Source organism: Gemmobacter nanjingensis, assembly GCF_014652195.1.
Lineage (GTDB): Bacteria > Pseudomonadota > Alphaproteobacteria > Rhodobacterales > Rhodobacteraceae > Gemmobacter > Gemmobacter caeni.
Window position 1 is genome coordinate 1 of record NZ_BMYI01000035.1, and the last position, 17,530, is coordinate 17,530.

The following is a 17,530-nucleotide window of genomic DNA, read 5'->3' on the forward strand; positions in this document are numbered from 1 at the left end:
ATCATAGTATCCATTATATGCCGTCCTCTCCGTTTTGTGGCTCTGAACACCACAATCTTGGCACATCGCGATGCCGTTTGGGGAGGGCGGCAACCATTCCATCTACCCCGCTGGCCCCCCGCCTGCGCCCCGGTCTCGCATGGCGCAAATCACCATTGGCCAGCATGGGGGTGGTGGTATCGGGCGTGACCGGCGCAGCGTTTCGCATGGTCGGCCCGGTCTACGGGCTGGAGGTCGGTCTGGGCGCCGATCTGATCGCGCTGTTTCTGGCCGCCTATGTGCTGGGCGGGGCAGTGGCGCAAATTCCGGTCGGCTGGCTCGCCGACCGCTATGACCGCCGGTCCGTGCTGATCTGGATATCGGTCGCGGGCATCTTCGCCTGTGGCGCCACCATCGCTCTGGCGGCCTCCGGCATTTCCGGCGTCTTTGCTGCCGCCGCGCTGTTCGGATTTGCCACCTTGCCCGTCTATTCCATCTCGACCGCGCATGCCCATGACTACGCCGAGCCGCAGGAAAGGGTGGAGCTTTCGGCGGCGCTGATGTTCCTATATGCTGTCGGCGCCATCGCCAGCCCCTATGTCGCCTCGCTGGTGATTGAACATTTCGGGCCGGAAGCGATGTTCGTGATGATCGGGATTGCGCATGCCGGACTGATCGTCTTCGGCTTCGCCCGGATGCGGGTGCGCCCGTCGCAGACCCGCACCGCCTATACCTATGAACCGCGCACGTCATTCCTGATCGGGCGCCTTCTGAAGCGCGACCGCACGGGAGAGTGATCGGCCATTTGCGCCGGATCAACGCGATCACCCGCCGCCTGTGCCATACTGCCCCCACAAACAGCGACAGGAGGCAGAAATGCAGATTTCCTTTAGTGGCAAGACGGCCCTTGTAACCGGAGCGGGCTCCGGCATTGGCGAGGCCATCGCGCTGGAACTGGGTCGTGCCGGGGCGCGGGTCATTGTGGCCGACCTGCACCCCGATACGGCTGCCGCCGTCGCCGACCGGATCGTCGCGGCGGGTGGACAGGCCCAGCCCGGCGCGGGCGATATCTCGGACCCGGCGGTGGTGGAGCGCCTGGTGGCCGAGGCGGTGGCGGCGGGCGGCAGGATCGACCTGCTGGTGAACAACGCCGGAATCGGCGGACCGACAGCGCCTTTGGGCGAGTATCCGCTGGAGGGCTGGCGACAGGTGATGGGCGTGAACCTTGACGCCGTGTTCTACGGGTTGCGCTTCGCCATTCCCGAGATGCTGAAATCCGGTGGCGGCGCCATCGTCAACATGGCCTCGATTCTCGGCTCGGTCGGCTTTGCCAATGCGGGCGCCTATGTGGCGGCGAAACACGCGCTGCTGGGGCTGACCCGCACCGCCGCGCTGGAATATGCGGCGAAAGGCATCCGGGTAAATGCCGTGGGCCCCGCCTTCATCGACACGCCCCTGCTGGCCAACCTGCCCGAGGGCGCGAAAGAGGCGCTGGTGGCGGTGCATCCGGTGGGGCGGCTGGGACAACCGGCGGAGGTCGCGGCGCTGACGCTGTTCCTCTTGTCGGATCAGGCGAAATTCATCAACGGATCGTATCACCTGATCGACGGCGGATACTGCGCGCAATAGGCCGAAAGCCCTTTTCCCGCCTCGTCTGCGGCGCTAAACAGCGCCGGAACGGAAAGGCCTGTGGCGCTTGGCGGCGCAGCAATGGAAAGGCCCGCGGCGCAGGATGGTGCCGCAATGGAAAAGGGGACGCGGCATGGCTCGGATTCTCATCACTTCGGCTATTCCCTATATCAACGGGATCAAGCATCTGGGCAATCTGGTGGGCAGCCAGCTGCCCGCCGACCTGTTCGCCCGCTACATGCGCGCGCGCGGCAACGAGGTCATGTTCATCTGCGCGACCGATGAACACGGCACCCCGGCCGAACTGGCCGCCGCCAAGGCGGGCAAGCCTGTCGCGGATTACTGCGCCGAGATGCACGAGGTTCAGGCCGATCTGGCCTGCGGCTTCCGCCTGTCCTTCGATCATTTCGGCCGCTCCTCCAGCCAACGGAACCACAAGCTGACTCAGCATTTCGCGGGGCAACTGGCCGATCACGGGCTGATCCGCGAAGTTTCGGAAAAGATGATCTTTTCCATCGACGACAACCGCTTCCTGCCCGACCGCTATATCGAGGGCACCTGCCCGAACTGCGGCTATGACAGCGCGCGGGGCGACCAGTGCGACAACTGCACCAAGCAGCTTGACCCGACCGACCTGATCAACCCGCATTCCACGATTTCCGGCTCCACCAATCTGGAAGTACGGGAAACCAAGCATCTTTATCTGATGCAGCGCGCCCTGCGCGACAGGCTGGAAGCCTGGATCGACAGCAAGGCCGACTGGCCGGTGCTGACCACTTCCATCGCGAAGAAATGGCTGAATGACGGCGACGGCTTGCAGGATCGTGGCATCACCCGCGACCTGCATTGGGGTATCCCTGTGATGAAGGGCGATCAGCCCTGGCCGGGGATGGAGGGCAAGGTCTTCTACGTCTGGTTCGATGCCCCCATCGAGTATATCGCGGGCACCGCCGAATGGGCCGATGCCAATGGCAAGCAGGACGCCGATTGGGAACGCTGGTGGCGCACCGACAAAGGCGCCGAAGACGTGACCTATTATCAGTTCATGGGCAAGGACAACGTGCCCTTTCACACCCTGTCCTTCCCCGCCACGATCCTGGGGTCGGGCGAGCCGTGGAAGCTGGTCGATTACCTCAAGTCCTTCAACTACCTGAACTATGATGGCGGCCAGTTCTCCACCTCGCGCGGGCGCGGGGTGTTCATGGATCAGGCGCTGTCGATCCTGCCTTCGGATTACTGGCGCTGGTGGCTGCTCAGCCACGCCCCTGAAAGCGCCGACAGCGAGTTTACATGGGAGAATTTCCAGGCTTCCGTGAACAAGGATCTGGCCGACGTTCTGGGCAATTTCGTCAGCCGCGTGACCAAATTCGCCAAGTCCAAGCTGGGCGAGGCGGTGCCGGAGGGCGGCGAATTCGGCCCGCAGGAAACCGCGCTGATCGCGGAACTGGGCGCGCGCATCCGCGATTACGAAGGCTATATGAACGCGATTGAGGTCCGCAAGGCGGCGGCCGAGTTGCGGGCGATCTGGGTGATCGGGAACGAATACCTGCAAGCGGCGGCACCGTGGAGCGCGATCAAGACCGATCCGGCTCGGGCCGAGGCGATGATCCGACTCAGCCTGAACCTGATCCGGGTCTATGCGATCCTGTCGCAGCCCTTCATCCCCGATGCAGCGCAGGCCATGATGGCCGCGATGGGATCAGACGACTGGACCTGGCCCAGCGACGTGCCGGAGGCCATTCGCGCCCTGCCCGCCGGGCACGCGTTCACCGTGCCGGAGAACCTGTTCCGCAAGATCACTGATGAGGAACGCGCCGACTGGCAACAGCGCTTTGCGGGCAAGCGCGAGTGATCGGGACATCATCATCGCCGTCGCAGAAAGCTGGTCACCATCGCTAATGCGTGGTGCAGGGACCGTCAGAAATGGGCGGCCCCGATGTGCTGAGAGGCACAGCTGCCAGAACCGCTGACCGGAGAGCGTGTTGGGACGGGCAGCAATCGGATTTCGGCGACAGACCGCAGATCAATGGCCCCCAACGTGGGGGCCATGATGGCGGCGCGAACTGGGTCAGATCACCGCGCGCAGTTTTTCCTGGGCCTCTTTCGAGAAGGGGGCAAGGTGGACCGTGGCGCGGATCGTCGTTTGGTCGTGCCGTTCGACATGGGGTTTGCGCGAGCCGCCGCTCACTTCGCCCCAGGTCAACACGACCTCGGTGCCGGGTTCGGCAAAGGCTTCGTCGACACAGGCCAGTGACAGGAATTCGCGTTCGTTGATGTTGTAACCGCAATATTGCGACATGCCGATCAGCGCGCCATCGGCGCTGCGCAGTTCATCTGCCTGGGGCCAGCCGTAATAGGAGGTGGGCATGTCGATCGCCTTGTAGATCGGCCCGTCGCCGGTCTGAGAAGCGAAGATCCTGGCCACATCGTCATGGTGCCAGCGCAGCACGCGCTTGACGCGGCGCGGGGCCTGCATCTGCGCCTCAAGCGCGGCGCGACCGATGAAATCATGGTCGAACTTGACGAATTTCTCATATCCCAGCGCCGAGGGCGTCCAGTAATAATCCTCGATATCCCGGCTGTAGAGGCTACCGCCCAGCTGCATGTTCGCCTCCCAGCTGTCGGCCGGCAGCCATTCGCGATAGGCGCGCAGCTCGTCGCCGGTATAGATGCCGGGCAAGGGATAGGGAATCCAGCCGTCTTCAAGCGGGGTGGAGTAATAGGTCCGGGTGCCTGCCTGGCGCAGGCCGCGCTTTTCGCCCGCAGCAATGATCGCATCGCGCACCCGGTCGAGTTCGGCGAAGGGGCCCGAGAGTTCCGCCCCGGCATGTCCGGCCATGCCATGCCGCAGCACATGCACCCGGCAGCCCGCGATGGTGACATACGCGGTGTGGAAGAACCTGATCTCGGGCCAGCCGCCCTCGCAGATCTCGTCCAGAATGTCCCGGGCATTGGGGCCTTCAAGCTGAAAGCGGAACTTCTCGCGCTGGCCGTCCCTGGCGTAGGGTGTGCTCGGATCGAAGCGCATCTGCACGTCATAGCCGCCGGTCTCGCCGTGGAAGCGGACCCAGTTCAGAACCGGCATGCCAGAGATGAGTTCGAAGCCCTCTGCCTCGCCATAGTAGTTCAGCACGCAGTCGCCGACATGATGGCCGCGCGGGGTGACACAGAAATACTGCTTCGCCCGGTCGGTCGAGAGGTTCGAGAAGGTGCAGGGGCTGAGATATTCCAGAAGCTTGCGGGCATCGCGGCCTTTGACGAACAGGACCGGCATGTGATGCGACTGGTTGAACAGCACCGCCGTTTCGCGCCAGGCGCGCTGTTCTTCGCGCCAGGTCGTGTATTCGGGGGCGATCAGCGTGGCGAGAAGGCCGGTGCGCGACTTGTGATATTGCGAGATCGTGTCGTTGTAGAGGTGATCAACCAGATCGGGCGTCTGGTCGATCAGGTCCTGAAGCGTTTTCATCTTTCTGCTCCGCATGTCGGGTATGGACGGCTTTTGGGGTGAATTCGGGCATGCATCTTCGATCGCACAGCGCCCTTTGGCTGCGCGGTTCGGACCCTGCGCTGCTCCTCCTCTGATCGCGCGGGTAAGGGGTTATCGTGCGGGCAGGATAGGGCAAGACGGGCGAAAACGCAACTTACAAGGAGTATTCCTTGTTTTTTGAAGTAGCTGAGAGCGTGGGCGGAATCAGCACTGCAACCATTTGTTTTTAAAAACTTAAAACCCGGAAGCCAGCAAGGCGCGCGAGGCGTCACGCCATTGTGCGATGATCTTTTCGCGTTCGTCTCCCTGGGGCAGCCAGGTCTCGGCAAGATAGAGACCGCGCATCAGCACATGCGACAGGTCGACATAGCGCCGGGCGACGGCAGCCTCCTGACCCAGGCGGATCAGGACCTCGGTCCAGACATCGTCGAGCCGCCGCCTCGCATCAAGGACGATCGGGTGGATCACCCCGGCCAGCGCCCTGTCGGCACGGGCGGCGATGAGAAGCTCGATCTGGGCGGCATAGGCAGGGGCGAAGAAGAAGCGTTCCGAAGCGGAAAGGAAGGTGCCGACCGGATCGCCCGCCATGTCCGGGCTTGCGGCCGCTTCGCGCGCTTCGGCCACGGAACGTTCAATGGCATGGTGGCAGGCGGCGGCGATGAGGTCGATCTTCCTGGGATAATAATGCTCAAGTGCCCCGCGCGAAATACCGGCCCGCGCAGCGACCCCGCTTGAGGCGAAGGCGACGTAGCCCTCGGTCGCCAGGATTTCGAGCGCCGTGTCGAGGACCGCGGCCTGCGTCGCCTCGCGCCGTTCGCTTTGGGTACGCCGCCGGCGCGCCGGTTGTTCCGCCATCTTCCCGCCCTTCGCCGAAGCCACCTGCCCCTGCCTAGCGGGACAGGAAGCCGCCGTCGACGGGCAAGTTATGGCCGGTGATCATCGCCACCGCATCCGAGGCAAGGAACAGGATCGCCGCCGCGACCTCCTCCGTCTCGGCCATGCGGCCAAGCGGCATCGCGGCCTGCATACGCTGCATAAGCGCCGGATCGCTTTCAAGCTTGCCGATAAAGCCGGTGCGCACCCAGGTGGGGGCGACGGCATTGACGCGGATCAGCGGCGCCCATTCATTCGCCATGGCACGGGCCATGCTGGCAACCGCGCCCTTGGTCGCGTGGTAGGACAGGTTCGGGTAGAGCCCGCCGCCCGAGAAGGCGAGGATCGAGGACAGATGCACCATGGCCGCCGGGCGGCCGCGCGCCAGCATGCCGCGTGCGACCGCGCGGGAGACCAGAAAAAGCCCGGTCTGGTTGACGGCGACGACCCGGTCCCAATCGGCCTGCGGCATCTCGGTCGCGGCCATGCGCAGCGCGATGCCAGCCGAATTGACCAGAATGTCGATGCCGTCCAAAGCCGTTTCGGCCTGCGCCACGGCAGCCTCGACCTCGTCGGCCCGGGTGACATCGGCGGCAAGCGCCAAAGTCAGCCCCTCGGCCGAGCAAACGGCCCGGACCGCCGCTACGTCGCGATCCAGGATCGCCACCCGCGCGCCGGCCCGGTGAAACAGCCGCGCCGTGGCAAGGCCAATGCCACTCGCCCCGCCTGTGATCAGGGCCGCCCGACCCTCCAGCCGGAACAGGTCCATCACGCCTCGCGCAGCGCGTCGCGCACAGACCTTGCGGCGGCGACCAGCAGGCCCAGATCGACGCTGCCCGCGACGAAGGCATAGCCCCAGGACAGGTAGCGCCGCGCATCGGCCGGATTGGTGGCCAGGATGCCGCCGGGCTTGCCCAGCTTGTGCAGCCGCGCGATGGCGTCTTGCAGCGTGGCCTGCACATCGGGATGGGCCGGATTGCCCAGATGCCCCATTGAAGCCGCAAGGTCCGAGGGGCCGATGAACACGCCATCGACGCCCGGAACCGAGGCGATCTCTTCCAGACGCGCCAGCGCCTCGCCGGTCTCGATCTGCACCAGCAGGCAGATCTCGGCATTGGCGACGCTGAAATAATCCGCGGTCTGGCCATAGCGGCTGGCCCGCGTGCCACCGGCCACGCCGCGGATACCGTGCGGCGGGTAAAGGCAGGCGGCGACAGCGGCCGCCGCCTCCCCGGCTGTCTGGACGAAGGGCACCAGCAGGGTCTGCGCCCCCATATCAAGCGCGCGCTTGATCAGCACCTTGTCGTTCCAGGCCGGACGCAGCACATGGGCCGAGGGCCCCGCAGAAGCCGCCTGCAGCAAGGGTTGCAGATCGGCCAGATCGACGGCCGCATGTTCGGTGTCGAACAGCAGCCAGTCGAAGCCCAGGAGGCTCAGCGCCTCGGCCGTCACCGCATTGGGGATCGACAGCCAAAGCCCGTGCAAAGCCTCGCCCGCCGCAAGCCGCGCCTTGAAGGCGTTGCGCGGGGCGGAAACCGGGCCGGTGGTCAGCGGGTGATGCGGCAGGCCGGTCATGTGAACTGCACCGAAACCGAGCCGAGCGGGCCGAAATCGGCATGCAGCGTATCGCCCTTTTTCGCATGGACCGGCCGGGTGAAGCTGCCCGACAGCATCATATGGCCGGGTTCCAGCACCGTGCCATACTGGCCGACCTTGTTTGCCAGCCAGGCGATGGCCATGGCCGGATGGCCCAGCACCCCCGCCGCAAGTCCGGTCTCTTCGATTTCCGAATTGCGGTAGAAGATCGCGCCGACCCAGCGCAGGTCCACATCGGTGGGCCGCACCGGCCGACCGCCCAGGATGATCCCCGCCGCCGCGCCATTATCGGCCACCGTGTCGAAGATCCGGCGCGGTTCGGTCACGCGGGCGTCGATGATCTCGATCGAGGGCACGACCCATTCGGTGGCGCGCATCACGTCGATCAGCCCGATGCCCGGGCCTTTCAGCGGCTCTTTCAGGATGAATGTCAGTTCGGGTTCCACCCGCGGCACGCAGAAACTGTCGAAGGGCACTTTCGCGCCATCGTTCAGGATCAGGTCGTCGAACATATAGCCGAAATCCGGCTCGTCGATCTTCGAGGCCGCCTGCATCGCCTTCGACGTCAGGCCGATCTTATGGCCGATGATGCGGGCGCCGGCCTTGACCTTGGCCGCCGCCACGGCCGAGGAAATCGCATAGCTGTCTTCAAGTTCGATCTGGGGAAAGCGCTCGGACGGGCGCATGCCCTGCACCTTGCTGCGGTGGCTTTCCAGAAGCGAGGCGACGCATTCCGCCCGCTGGTCTTCGGTCAACATGGGGTTTTCCTTAGAGCTTGATGCAGATGTTGCGGAGTTCGGTGTAGAACTCCATCGAATGGACCCCGCCCTCGCGCCCGATGCCCGAGGCCTTGGCGCCCCCGAACGGCGTGCGCAGATCACGCAGGAACCAGCAGTTCACCCAGGAAATCCCCACCTCGACCTGACGGGCGACGCGATGGGCGCGGCCCAGGCTTTCGGTCCAGATCGTGGTGGCAAGCCCGTAGGGTGAGTTGTTGGCCAGGGCGATCGCCTCGTCCTCGGTGTCGAAGGGTTGCAGATGGGTGCAGGGCCCGAAGATTTCCTCGCGGATCACCGGGCTGTCTTCCGCCAGGCCGGTCCAGACCGTGGGTTCCACCCAATAGCCACCTTCATAGCCCTGGATCGACGGCACGCCGCCACCGGCCAGCACCTGCGCCCCGCCCTTGGCCGCGCGGTCGTAATAGGACAGGACCTTGGCGCGATGTTCGGTCGAGATCACCGGACCCATGGTCGTCGCGGGATCGAAAGGGTCGCCGAAGCGATAGGCCCGCGCCTTGGCGGCCAGGCCCTCGGCCACGCGGTCGAAAATGCCGCGCTGCACATAGATGCGTTCGGTGCCCAGGCAGACCTGCCCGGTATTGGCGAAACAGGCGCGCCCGATCCCTTCCATCGTCTTGTCGAAATCGGCATCATCAAAGATGATCCCGGCATTCTTGCCGCCCAGTTCCAGCGAAACCGGCCGCACGCCCCTGGAAGAGGCGGCCATGATCGCCTCGCCGGTCGAGGTTTCGCCCGTGAAGGTGATGCCGTTGACGCCGGGATGGCGGGTCAGGAATTCGCCGGCCGAGCCGGGGCCGTGGCCATGCACCACGTTATAGACGCCGGGCGGGATGCCTGCGGCGTTCATCACCTCGCCCAGAAGCGTGGCGGTGGCCGGGGTTTCCTCGGACGGCTTCACCACCACCGTATTGCCGCAGGCCAGCGCGGGCGCGACTTTCCAGGTCATCAGCAAGAGCGGCAGGTTCCAGGGGCAAACCACCGCGATCACCCCGCGCGGTCCGCGCACGGCATAGTTCAGCGCGCCGCCGCCATCAGGCGTCGCCATCTCGAAGCTTTCGTTCGACAACGTCATCACCTGATCGGCGAAGACGTTGAAATTGGCGGCCCCGCGCGGGATGTCGATATGGCTGGCAATCGAGCGCGGCTTGCCGGTGTCGCGGATCTCGGCGGCCAGGAATTCGTCGAAGCGGGCGTTGATCCCGTCGGCCACCTTGCGCAGCAGCGCCACCCGTTCGGCCAGGGCCATCCGGCCCCATGGGCCTTTCAGCGCCCGCTGCGCCGCGCCCACCGCCTCGTCGACCTGATCGCGGTCGGCAGCGCGCACCTCGCCCAGCACTTCGCCGGTCGAGGGGAAATGGTTGGCGAAGGCTTCGGCCCGACCGGGAACGAAACGCCCGTCGATGAAATTCAGAAACTCAGTCATCACGCTCTCCTTGCGGACCCGTGGCCGCGGCGCCTTCAGGGTCGCCTTCGGTCAGGTAGTCCCACATCCGTTCAAAAATCCGTCCGGCCTTGGTCGCCCGTTCAGCTGCGGCCTCAGGTCCGATCACCGGCGCATCGGCGAGGCCCGAGGCCAGCGCCGCCAGTTCGATCCGGCAGGCATCTTCCAGGTAGAAGGCCAGGCCCAACGCCTCGGTCAGGCTGTCGCCCGCCACCACCGCGCCATTGCCACGCATCAGCAGGCCCCGGCTGTCGCCCATGGCGGCAATCGCGCCCTTGGCCTTGGCATCATCGCGCACCAGCTGCGGATCATCCCACAACCCGACGCGCGGGGCAAAATAAGTGCCGAAGCCATGGCGCATTGCAGGCACGCGGCCCAGCGCCGCCAGGGCCATCGCCTGAGGCGACATGAAGCGGATCACGCCGCCCGCCTCGGGCCGCAGCGCATAGATCCGCTGATGCAGCCGCACCTCGCCCAGCACGCCCTCGGGCAGAGGGCCATTCACGGGCACCACGGTGCAGGCCTCGCCCGGGCGGACATGGGCCAGGGGTTTCGACGGCGCGACCAGAAAGTGATCGGCGTCGATCCGGGCCGAGCAATGGCCATAGGCATGGACCAGCCCTGCCCGCCCCAAGGCCCGCGCCGCGATCCGCACCGTGCGGGCCAGCGTTTCAATCTGCGCCGTCATCATTTCTTGAACGCCGCAATCTGTGGAGCAGAGCCCCAGTGGCAGAAGCCCTTCGGCTCGAAATGGAACTGGCGGTCGCGCCACGCCGGTTCGTCATGGATTTCGCGCACGCCGGTCGAATATTCGAAGGTCATGCCCTCGGGCCCGGTGAAATACAGGAATTCCGCCGAAGAGGTCGGATGCGCGCCGGGGCCGAAGGTGATGTTCACCTGGTTCTCGCGCACGAAATGGAACGAGCGCTGGATGTCGTCAGTCGATCCGACCTGGTGGTTGATGTGCTGGATGCCCGCGCGGTGAAAAGGGAACAGCGCAATGGAATGGTGGATCGTGCCCAGCCGCATCAAAGGCGCATCGCCGATCCGGTCCGACACCCGGGCATTGCAGACAGAGGTCCAGAAATGTTCGTCCCGCGCCAGGTCGGAAGAGCACAGGCCCACATGCGAGAAGCCGGTGATCCCGGCATTGCGGCTGCCGTGATAGTCAAGCCCGGTGGTTTCCGGCCGCAGCACGAATTCGATCACATTGCCGGTCGGGTCGCGGAAGCGGATGAATTCGCGCACCATCCGTGCTTCGCATTCCGCGCGGGTGCCGTAATAGACATCATGGCCCAGCGCTTCCAGCGTGGCGCCGGCTGTGTGCAGATCCTGCGCTGTGCCGATCTCGAAGGCCGTCATCTGATCGGTCGGGTCGCCCTCGAAATAGCACAGCGTATGGGCGCGGGCGTCGGATTTGAAATAGACCGCGCCCTTGCGCCGCTCGGCCACTTCAAGCCCCAGGATATTGACCGCATACCATTCGGCGCCCGCCAGATCGGTTGTGCCCAAGCGGCAATAGACGACATCGCGAAGTTCGATCATCCTTCGGTCCTTCCGTGAAATTCCTGCTGCGTGCTGGGCGAGCCCCAGGCGCAATGCGACCGGGCGGCATCGGCGAATTGGCGCGGGCCGCGGGTTGCGATCTGCGGGCCCTTCTCCATGCCGTGGATATAGGAGAACAGAAGCCCCCCCGGCCCGCGCGTGGTGACGAAACTGGCGCCCGAAGTGGGCTGGCGGCCGGGCCCGGCCACGACGGGCAATTGCAGCTTCTGGAAATGATACCAGTTGCGCATGATGTGATCGCGGGTCGCGACCTCCCAGCTTGCGCCCAGGATGCCGTCCCGCTCCGACGGATAAAGCGCGATGCGGTGATGCGCCTCGTCCAGCGCGAGGAAAACCGCGTCACCGGCATAGTCGCTGACGCGAAGGCCCAGGCCCCTGACCCAGAACTCCTCGCTCGCCGCGATGTCGCGGCAGCACAGCGAGACGGCGGCGAAATCGCTGATCCCGGCATCACGCCCGCCATGATAGGGCCAGCCCGAGGTCAGCGGCCGCCACACCAGCTCCACCGTCACGCCATTCGGCGCGGCGACCGCCAGCCCCTGTTTGACCTGCCGCACCGCGCAGGCCTCGGCCGAGAGCCGGGCCGATGGATGGCCCGCTGCCGCCAACCGATCGGCCAGGGCATCCAGATCCTCGGGTCGCGCCACGGTCAGCGCCACGGCATTACCGTCGCCCCGCGCGCAGCACAGCGCATAGTTGCGCGCGTCCGAGCGGAACAGGGCACGGTTGTCGTCGCGGTCCATCGGCATCAGCGCAAAGACATCGGCGGCGAAGGCGCTCGCCGCCTCAAGGTCTTCGACATCGACGCGCAGATAGCGCAGGTCACGATAGGTCATCTTCGTCTCCGCAGGGCTTGGCGGAGGCCGGGCAGGCTGGCGCCCGGCCCCCTAAAGGTCAGTTTGACGCCAATTCGGCTTCCAGTTCGACAAGAAGCGGGGCTTTCACGCGCCAGTCTTCATACCATTTGTCGACCGCCGGGCCGAACCAGGCGCGGTCCACCGTCACGACCGGGACCGGGGTCGTCTTGAGGTCTTCCATGTATTTGTTATCGAGTGCGCCATAGGCGTCGATGATGTCGGTGAAGTTCGCGGTCATGATTTCCTGGATCGCGGCGCGATCTTCTTCGGAGATCGCCTGCCATTTGCGGCCCGAGGCCACGGCGACCATGGGGAACATCATGTGGCGCGAGTCGATGATCGTGCCGGCATGATCGTAATATTTGGTGTTCCAGGTGCCTTCATGGTCCAGCTGCGCGCCATCGACCTGGCCATTGGCCAGCGCATCATAGAGCGCGGGCAGCGGCATCGGCGTGGGGGTCGCGCCCAGAAGCGTCCAGAAATCCAGTTCCGGCGCGTTCGGCACGGTGCGAATCTTCTTGCCTGCCAGATCGCCCACATTGGCGATGGTGCCGCGCATGACGACGGTGCGCATCCCGGCCGAGCTCCAGCCCAGACCGACCAGCCCGAACTTGTTCATGTCGGCCAGAAGCTTGCCCGCCGTGGCCCCGCCGAGAACCGTCTTGGCACCCTCGATGTCGCTGACCAGATAGGGGGCAAGAAAGATGCCGTAATTCGGATCGCGGTTGGCGAATTCGCCGACTGTCAGAAAGGCGAAATCCAGCGCGCCGGTCTGCAGCTGCTGCAGCATCTGCGCCTCGGAGCCAAGCTGGCCCGAGGGGAAAAGGCTGATCTCAACCCGGCCTTCCGTCTTTTCCTTGATCGCATCCGCCGCCTTCTGGGCATGGACACTCCATTGATGCGAAGGCGGGGTGATCAGGCCCAGCCGGTATTGTTCCGCCGCGGCCATGCCACCGGACAGCAGAAACGCCAGCCCCGCCGCCCATCCGATCGTCTTAAACTTCATCTTGTCTTCCTCCCTTGGGCCCGTCAGCGCGGGCCAGCTCCTCCAGAAACGTCAAGACTTGCGGCAGGCGCCGGTCGCGCGCGGCACCGATCTCAGCCACGCTGCGCGGATCGGCCTCCGCCATACCCTGGACCAGCGCGGCGCGGGTTTCGGCATCGAAGCGGGGCGCGCCCAGCGTGTCCCACCAGCGTTCGAATTCCGGGCCCAGCGCGTCGAAAAAACCTTCAAAGCCGCGCGGCCCGCCCGAGACATGGAACACCGCCGAAGGCCCCATCAGGCACCAGCGCGGCGCCAGACCCAGCGTCACCGCATCTTCCACATCGGCAAGTGAGGCCACGCCTTCGCGCACCAGATGCACCGCCTCGCGCCACAGCGCCGCCTGCAGGCGATTGACCAGATGGCCCGGCATCGGCCTGGCCAGGGTCAAGACACGCTTGCCCAGCCCTTCATAGAAAGCGCGGGCCCGCGTCAGCACCTCGGGTGCGGTCGCCGCCCCGCCCGACAGTTCCACCACCGGCATCAGCCAGGGCGGATTGCAGGGATGGGCGATGAACAGGCGCTCTGCGCCCTCCAGCCCTTGTTGCAGGTCCTCGGGCGACAGGCCCGAGGAGGACGAGGCGATCAGCGTCTGCGGATTCAGAAGCGGCAGGATTTCCGTCAGGGCGGCGCGTTTCAGCGCCAGCCGCTCTGGCAGGCATTCCTGCACCAAAGCCGGGGCCGGACCTTGCGGAGCCACCGTGACGCGCGGCAGCGCCGCCCCTTTGTCGCCCATCGCCGCCGTGGCACGGGCCCAGACCTCGTCCAGCCGCGCCTGTGCCGCCGCCATGTCGGGATCGATCACCTGCACGGCATGACCCGCCAGCCCGAAGGCCGCGGCCCATCCCGCCCCGATCAGCCCGCCGCCGAGCACCCAGACCGTCGCCATCACAGCACCCCGGGCAGGAAGGTGACGGTCTGCGGGAAACACACCATCAGCAGAATCACCGCCAGCACCGCCACGAAGAAGGGCAGCAGCAGCACCGCCAGCCGTTCGGCCCTGACGCCGCCCATCAGCGCGGCGGTGAACAGGCCCGTGCCGACCGGCGGCGTCAACAGTCCCAGGGTCAGGTTGACGCAGACGACGACGCCGAAGAATACCGGGTCGATGCCATAGACCCCGGTCGCCACCGGCAGCATCACCGGCACGATCAGGATGATCGCGGGGATCGGGTCGGTGACCATACCGATCATCAGCAGCAGGACGTTCAGCATCAGCATGAACACCAGGGGGGAGGCCGTCATCGCCTGCATCGCCGCAGCGACCTGTGCCGGGATGTTCTCGAAGGTGATGACCCAGGAAAACACCGTAGCGGTGGCGATCAGGAACAGCACGATTGCCGAGGACCGCGCGGCATTGCCGAAGGCCACCAGAATGTCGCGCCATTTCAGCTCGCGATAGATGAAGGCGCCGACGATGATCGTGGCGATGCTGCCCAGGGCGGCGCTTTCGGTCGGATGGGCGATGCCGCCCAGGATCGTGCCGATGATCGTCGCCGGGATCAGCGCCGCAGGCAGTGCCTCGGCGATGGCGCGCAGGCGGGCGGGCAGCGGCAGCGACTCGCTGCGGGGAAAATCGTGTTTATGACCAAGCCAGCCGATCACCGCCAGGAAGGCGAGAAAGATCAGAATGCCCGGCACGATGCCCGCAATGAACAGATCGCCGATGGGCAGCTGCGCGATGACGCCATAGATGATGAACAGCATCGAGGGCGGAACAATCGGCGCCAGCAGCCCGCCCGCCGCGGTGATCGCCACCGAGACATCGCGCGGATAGCCCTGCTTTTCCATCTCGGGCACCGCCAGGCGGGACATGATGGTGATCTGCGCCACGGTCGAGCCCAGAATCGCCGCCATCATCATGTTCGCGCCGAGGTTTACATAGGCCAGCCCCCCCTTGACGGAGCCAAGGATCGCCACGGCCAGCGCCATCAGCCGCCGGCCGATGCCGCCCACATTCATGAATTCGCCCAGCAGGATGAAAAGCGGCAGCGACAACAGGCCGTAATTTTCAAGCCCGCCGAACAATTGCTGCGGGAAGGATTGCAGAAGGACGGTGTTGCCGCTGACGAAAATGTAGATCAGCGCGCAGATCGCCAGGACGAAAGCGATGGGGACCGACAGGATGACAAGTCCGATGAAGCTGCCGCCGACGATCATCGCCCCGCCCCTTTCAGCAGCCGCAGATCAGCCTCGATCTGGGCGAGGCAGTGGATGGTCGCGGTGACGGCAAAGACCGGAAGGATCAGCCAGAACCAGACCTTGCGGACGCCAAGCGTCACGGTCGGTTCCTGATAGATGAAGTTGAAGCTTTGCGCCGCGAAGGCATCCAGCGTTTCGGCAGCGGCAGCGGTCAGCGGATCGAACCAGATCCAGACCATCCAGGCCAGTGCCAGAAGGAAGGCCAGCAGGATCAGGTCGGCCAGAAGCCGGAGCAGGCCAGCGGCGCGGGGCGACATCATGTCGGACAAAAGCGTGACCGCGATATGCTGTCGCGCGTCCAGCGCGGCGGCGGCGGCCAGGAAGGCCACGATCACCATCAGGTAGACCGCAAGCTCATCAACCCAGATCAGCGGCACCCCGAGGAAACGGCCGGTCACATTGGCCAGAAGCAGCACGAACAGGAGGAACATCAGCACCCCCGCCAACAGGATTTCGGCCTGCGCCAGCCCGGTGCTGAATCGGGCCAGGGCCGAAGGCGGCCTGACCTGCCCGGCAAGCCCTGCCGATGATTGAACGGTGTTTTCCATATTTTCCTCCCCGTCAGCAGAAAATATTGATATTATAACCATGTCAAACTAAAATTTGATTTTATTGCGATGCGCTCTATGATCGGGTTCACCGCAAGCCCACACTTCAACCCCGGCAGCCCGCATGCAGCAGACGATTGTCCTTCCCCAAGATGCCTTTGAGTCCAGCGACAAGACCCTTGCGGAAAAGGCCTATCGCCTTTTGCGCGAAGATATCGTGGCGGGGCGGCTTGCACCGGGACTGAAGCTGAAGATCGAAATGCTGCGCGACCGCTATGGCCTGGGCGCGGGCCCGCTGCGCGAGGCATTGGCGCGGCTCTCGGGTGACCATCTCGTCACGCTTCTGGGCCAGCGGGGCTGCATTGTGGCGCCGCTTTCGGCGCAGGACGCGCGCGAAATCGGCGAGCTCCGCAAGCAGCTGGAGGCCGAAGCCATCGCGCAGTCGCTGCCGCGCGGCGACCGCGCCTGGGAAGAGCGTCTGATCTCGGCCTGGTATCGGCTGGAACGGCTGGAACGCAGCGCCGAGCCGCGCGACCTGACCGAGTGGGAGGGGCTGAACACCGAATTCCACGAGGCGCTGGTCGGCGCGGCAAGTTCAGTCTGGCTTCTGCGGATGCGCAGCATGATGTACAAGCATCACGAACGCTATCGCCAGTTGTCACGCAGCCGCCCTGCACTGTCGCGAGACGTGCATGAAGAACACCGCGCCCTGTTCGAAAGCGCGATGGACCGCGACGTGCCCCGCGCGATCGAGGTCACCCTCGCCCACATCCAGCGCACGACCGACCGCGTCGTCGCAGCACTTGAAGCCGGAGGGACGGCGCCCACCACGCCGTAACGGGCGACGGGGTGTTGTCAGAGGAAATGCGCTTGCCGACGTGCTGGACGTCCGCTGACCTCGTCGGAAGTCCAGGCGTTCTCCGTTCCAATATTGCAAGAAAAGCCCGTCGATCATCCGCCTTGCATTGATGCTCTGCTGGCAGCGTTCCAGCGCAGAAAGCAGCCTGCCCACAACGTATCGCCGGGCTTCAGGGGCAACCCGAACCAGGCAAGCGCACCGACTTCCGGCACGCGGACCTGCCGTGCCGGGTCCGGGCGAACCGTGGTGAGCTGATCTGGGCGTTGCCAGTGCTGATCCAGAACCGGATCGAAAGGGCAAGCCCGCGCCAGTGAACGCAATCCGATGGGGCTCCTACGACGCCCACCACGCCGCGCGGGATCTGCTGCTGGAAGCGGCCAGCGAGATGGGCGAGGCGGGCAGCGCTGCGCGTCAGGGCAACCCCATGCTCGCACGCGCAATCGCCTTCGGGGCGGAAGCTGACCTACTCAAAGCGTAGATCTTGTCAAGGCAATCGGGGCGCTGCAACGGCTTGGGTATCAGACAGAACTCCTGTGGTCGCCCGGAAGTGTTGATTTCCACTGAGAAGTGACCCGTGTAGGCGCATAATTTCCACTGAGATTTGACCCATGTGACCCTCCCCCAAGCGAAGAGCGAGGGGGTCAAAGGAGT

General features: G+C 65.2%; 18 protein-coding genes. 5 read left to right on the forward strand and 13 right to left on the reverse strand.

The window, feature by feature from the left end:
* The first annotated feature begins 164 nt into the window (after positions 1-164).
* The 3 genes from IE126_RS24220 (at position 165) to metG (ending at position 3,460) form a co-directional block, all read left to right on the forward strand.
* Complete coding sequence (locus IE126_RS24220; protein ID WP_308430008.1) at positions 165-776, forward strand: MFS transporter; 612 nt, start codon at positions 165-167, stop codon at positions 774-776.
* Positions 777-855: 79 nt separating this feature from the next.
* Complete coding sequence (locus tag IE126_RS24225) at positions 856-1,608, forward strand: SDR family NAD(P)-dependent oxidoreductase (RefSeq protein WP_108128891.1); 753 nt, start codon at positions 856-858, stop codon at positions 1,606-1,608.
* A 133-nt stretch (positions 1,609-1,741) separates the two neighbouring features.
* Complete coding sequence (gene metG, locus IE126_RS24230) at positions 1,742-3,460, forward strand: methionine--tRNA ligase (protein WP_189382795.1); 1,719 nt, start codon at positions 1,742-1,744, stop codon at positions 3,458-3,460.
* Between the two features lie 216 nt (positions 3,461-3,676).
* On the opposite strand, the gene IE126_RS24235 is transcribed toward metG, so the two are convergent.
* The 13 genes from IE126_RS24235 to IE126_RS24295 all read right to left on the reverse strand — a co-directional run bounded on the left by IE126_RS24235 (position 3,677) and on the right by IE126_RS24295 (position 16,020).
* Positions 3,677-5,074: an aminomethyl transferase family protein gene (locus tag IE126_RS24235; protein ID WP_229825875.1), complete on the reverse strand. Its 1,398-nt coding sequence runs from the start codon at positions 5,072-5,074 to the stop codon at positions 3,677-3,679.
* Positions 5,075-5,329: 255 nt separating this feature from the next.
* Positions 5,330-5,950 (reverse strand): TetR/AcrR family transcriptional regulator, encoded by a 621-nt coding sequence (locus tag IE126_RS24240; protein ID WP_189382799.1) that lies wholly within the window; start codon positions 5,948-5,950, stop codon positions 5,330-5,332.
* 34 nt (positions 5,951-5,984) lie between these two features.
* A complete protein-coding gene (locus IE126_RS24245; protein WP_189382801.1) occupies positions 5,985-6,737 on the reverse strand; it encodes an SDR family NAD(P)-dependent oxidoreductase in 753 nt (250 codons plus the stop codon).
* A complete protein-coding gene (locus IE126_RS24250; RefSeq protein WP_189382803.1) occupies positions 6,737-7,543 on the reverse strand; it encodes an HpcH/HpaI aldolase family protein in 807 nt (268 codons plus the stop codon). The genes IE126_RS24245 and IE126_RS24250 overlap by 1 nt, the downstream gene beginning before the upstream one ends.
* Complete coding sequence (locus IE126_RS24255; protein WP_054301530.1) at positions 7,540-8,322, reverse strand: FAA hydrolase family protein; 783 nt, start codon at positions 8,320-8,322, stop codon at positions 7,540-7,542. The genes IE126_RS24250 and IE126_RS24255 overlap by 4 nt, the downstream gene beginning before the upstream one ends.
* 10 nt (positions 8,323-8,332) lie before the next feature.
* The gene (locus IE126_RS24260; RefSeq protein WP_189382805.1) at positions 8,333-9,787 is read right to left on the reverse strand and encodes a 2-hydroxymuconic semialdehyde dehydrogenase; all 1,455 of its coding nucleotides are present in this window, start codon (positions 9,785-9,787) and stop codon (positions 8,333-8,335) included.
* On the reverse strand, positions 9,780-10,496 hold the full coding sequence (locus tag IE126_RS24265; protein ID WP_268245848.1) for a class II aldolase/adducin family protein: 717 nt from the start codon (positions 10,494-10,496) through the stop codon (positions 9,780-9,782). The genes IE126_RS24260 and IE126_RS24265 overlap by 8 nt, the downstream gene beginning before the upstream one ends.
* The gene (locus tag IE126_RS24270) at positions 10,493-11,350 is read right to left on the reverse strand and encodes a VOC family protein (protein ID WP_054301527.1); all 858 of its coding nucleotides are present in this window, start codon (positions 11,348-11,350) and stop codon (positions 10,493-10,495) included. Before IE126_RS24270 ends, IE126_RS24265 begins: the two co-directional genes overlap by 4 nt.
* Positions 11,347-12,207, reverse strand: a complete 861-nt coding sequence (locus tag IE126_RS24275; RefSeq protein WP_189382807.1) for a VOC family protein — start codon at positions 12,205-12,207, stop codon at positions 11,347-11,349. The genes IE126_RS24270 and IE126_RS24275 overlap by 4 nt, the downstream gene beginning before the upstream one ends.
* A gap of 58 nt (positions 12,208-12,265) precedes the next feature.
* Complete coding sequence (locus IE126_RS24280; protein WP_189382809.1) at positions 12,266-13,234, reverse strand: TRAP transporter substrate-binding protein; 969 nt, start codon at positions 13,232-13,234, stop codon at positions 12,266-12,268.
* Positions 13,224-14,159, reverse strand: coding sequence for a 3-hydroxyacyl-CoA dehydrogenase family protein (locus IE126_RS24285; RefSeq protein WP_189382811.1), 936 nt, complete (start codon positions 14,157-14,159; stop codon positions 13,224-13,226). The genes IE126_RS24280 and IE126_RS24285 overlap by 11 nt, the downstream gene beginning before the upstream one ends.
* Positions 14,159-15,430: a TRAP transporter large permease gene (locus IE126_RS24290; RefSeq protein WP_108128902.1), complete on the reverse strand. Its 1,272-nt coding sequence runs from the start codon at positions 15,428-15,430 to the stop codon at positions 14,159-14,161. The genes IE126_RS24285 and IE126_RS24290 overlap by 1 nt, the downstream gene beginning before the upstream one ends.
* On the reverse strand, positions 15,427-16,020 hold the full coding sequence (locus IE126_RS24295; RefSeq protein WP_054301522.1) for a TRAP transporter small permease: 594 nt from the start codon (positions 16,018-16,020) through the stop codon (positions 15,427-15,429). The genes IE126_RS24290 and IE126_RS24295 overlap by 4 nt, the downstream gene beginning before the upstream one ends.
* A 124-nt stretch (positions 16,021-16,144) precedes the next feature.
* Between IE126_RS24295 and IE126_RS24300 the strand changes: the two genes are divergently transcribed.
* Both IE126_RS24300 and IE126_RS24305 read left to right on the forward strand, forming a co-directional pair.
* Complete coding sequence (locus IE126_RS24300; RefSeq protein WP_054301521.1) at positions 16,145-16,858, forward strand: GntR family transcriptional regulator; 714 nt, start codon at positions 16,145-16,147, stop codon at positions 16,856-16,858.
* A gap of 331 nt (positions 16,859-17,189) precedes the next feature.
* Entirely contained in the window at positions 17,190-17,357 is a 168-nt protein-coding gene (locus tag IE126_RS24305) for a hypothetical protein (RefSeq protein ID WP_189382813.1), read from the forward strand.
* The last annotated feature ends 173 nt before the right edge of the window (positions 17,358-17,530 follow it).

What these genes read in the sequence shown, in the direction of transcription:
- IE126_RS24225 (WP_108128891.1), top strand. Translation starts at nt 856, where the DNA reads ATGCAGATTTCCTTTAGTGGCAAGACGGCCCTTGTAACCGGAGCGGGC.
- IE126_RS24275 (WP_189382807.1), bottom strand. Translation starts at nt 12,207, where the DNA reads ATGACCTATCGTGACCTGCGCTATCTGCGCGTCGATGTCGAAGACCTT.
- IE126_RS24260 (WP_189382805.1), bottom strand. Translation starts at nt 9,787, where the DNA reads ATGACTGAGTTTCTGAATTTCATCGACGGGCGTTTCGTTCCCGGTCGG.
- IE126_RS24250 (WP_189382803.1), bottom strand. Translation starts at nt 7,543, where the DNA reads ATGACCGGCCTGCCGCATCACCCGCTGACCACCGGCCCGGTTTCCGCC.
- IE126_RS24295 (WP_054301522.1), bottom strand. Translation starts at nt 16,020, where the DNA reads ATGGAAAACACCGTTCAATCATCGGCAGGGCTTGCCGGGCAGGTCAGG.
- IE126_RS24255 (WP_054301530.1), bottom strand. Translation starts at nt 8,322, where the DNA reads ATGTTGACCGAAGACCAGCGGGCGGAATGCGTCGCCTCGCTTCTGGAA.
- IE126_RS24270 (WP_054301527.1), bottom strand. Translation starts at nt 11,350, where the DNA reads ATGATCGAACTTCGCGATGTCGTCTATTGCCGCTTGGGCACAACCGAT.
- IE126_RS24240 (WP_189382799.1), bottom strand. Translation starts at nt 5,950, where the DNA reads ATGGCGGAACAACCGGCGCGCCGGCGGCGTACCCAAAGCGAACGGCGC.
- IE126_RS24220 (WP_308430008.1), top strand. Translation starts at nt 165, where the DNA reads ATGGGGGTGGTGGTATCGGGCGTGACCGGCGCAGCGTTTCGCATGGTC.
- IE126_RS24265 (WP_268245848.1), bottom strand. Translation starts at nt 10,496, where the DNA reads ATGATGACGGCGCAGATTGAAACGCTGGCCCGCACGGTGCGGATCGCG.
- IE126_RS24290 (WP_108128902.1), bottom strand. Translation starts at nt 15,430, where the DNA reads ATGATCGTCGGCGGCAGCTTCATCGGACTTGTCATCCTGTCGGTCCCC.
- IE126_RS24245 (WP_189382801.1), bottom strand. Translation starts at nt 6,737, where the DNA reads ATGGACCTGTTCCGGCTGGAGGGTCGGGCGGCCCTGATCACAGGCGGG.
- IE126_RS24285 (WP_189382811.1), bottom strand. Translation starts at nt 14,159, where the DNA reads ATGGCGACGGTCTGGGTGCTCGGCGGCGGGCTGATCGGGGCGGGATGG.
- IE126_RS24300 (WP_054301521.1), top strand. Translation starts at nt 16,145, where the DNA reads ATGCAGCAGACGATTGTCCTTCCCCAAGATGCCTTTGAGTCCAGCGAC.
- metG (WP_189382795.1), top strand. Translation starts at nt 1,742, where the DNA reads ATGGCTCGGATTCTCATCACTTCGGCTATTCCCTATATCAACGGGATC.
- IE126_RS24280 (WP_189382809.1), bottom strand. Translation starts at nt 13,234, where the DNA reads ATGAAGTTTAAGACGATCGGATGGGCGGCGGGGCTGGCGTTTCTGCTG.
- IE126_RS24235 (WP_229825875.1), bottom strand. Translation starts at nt 5,074, where the DNA reads ATGAAAACGCTTCAGGACCTGATCGACCAGACGCCCGATCTGGTTGAT.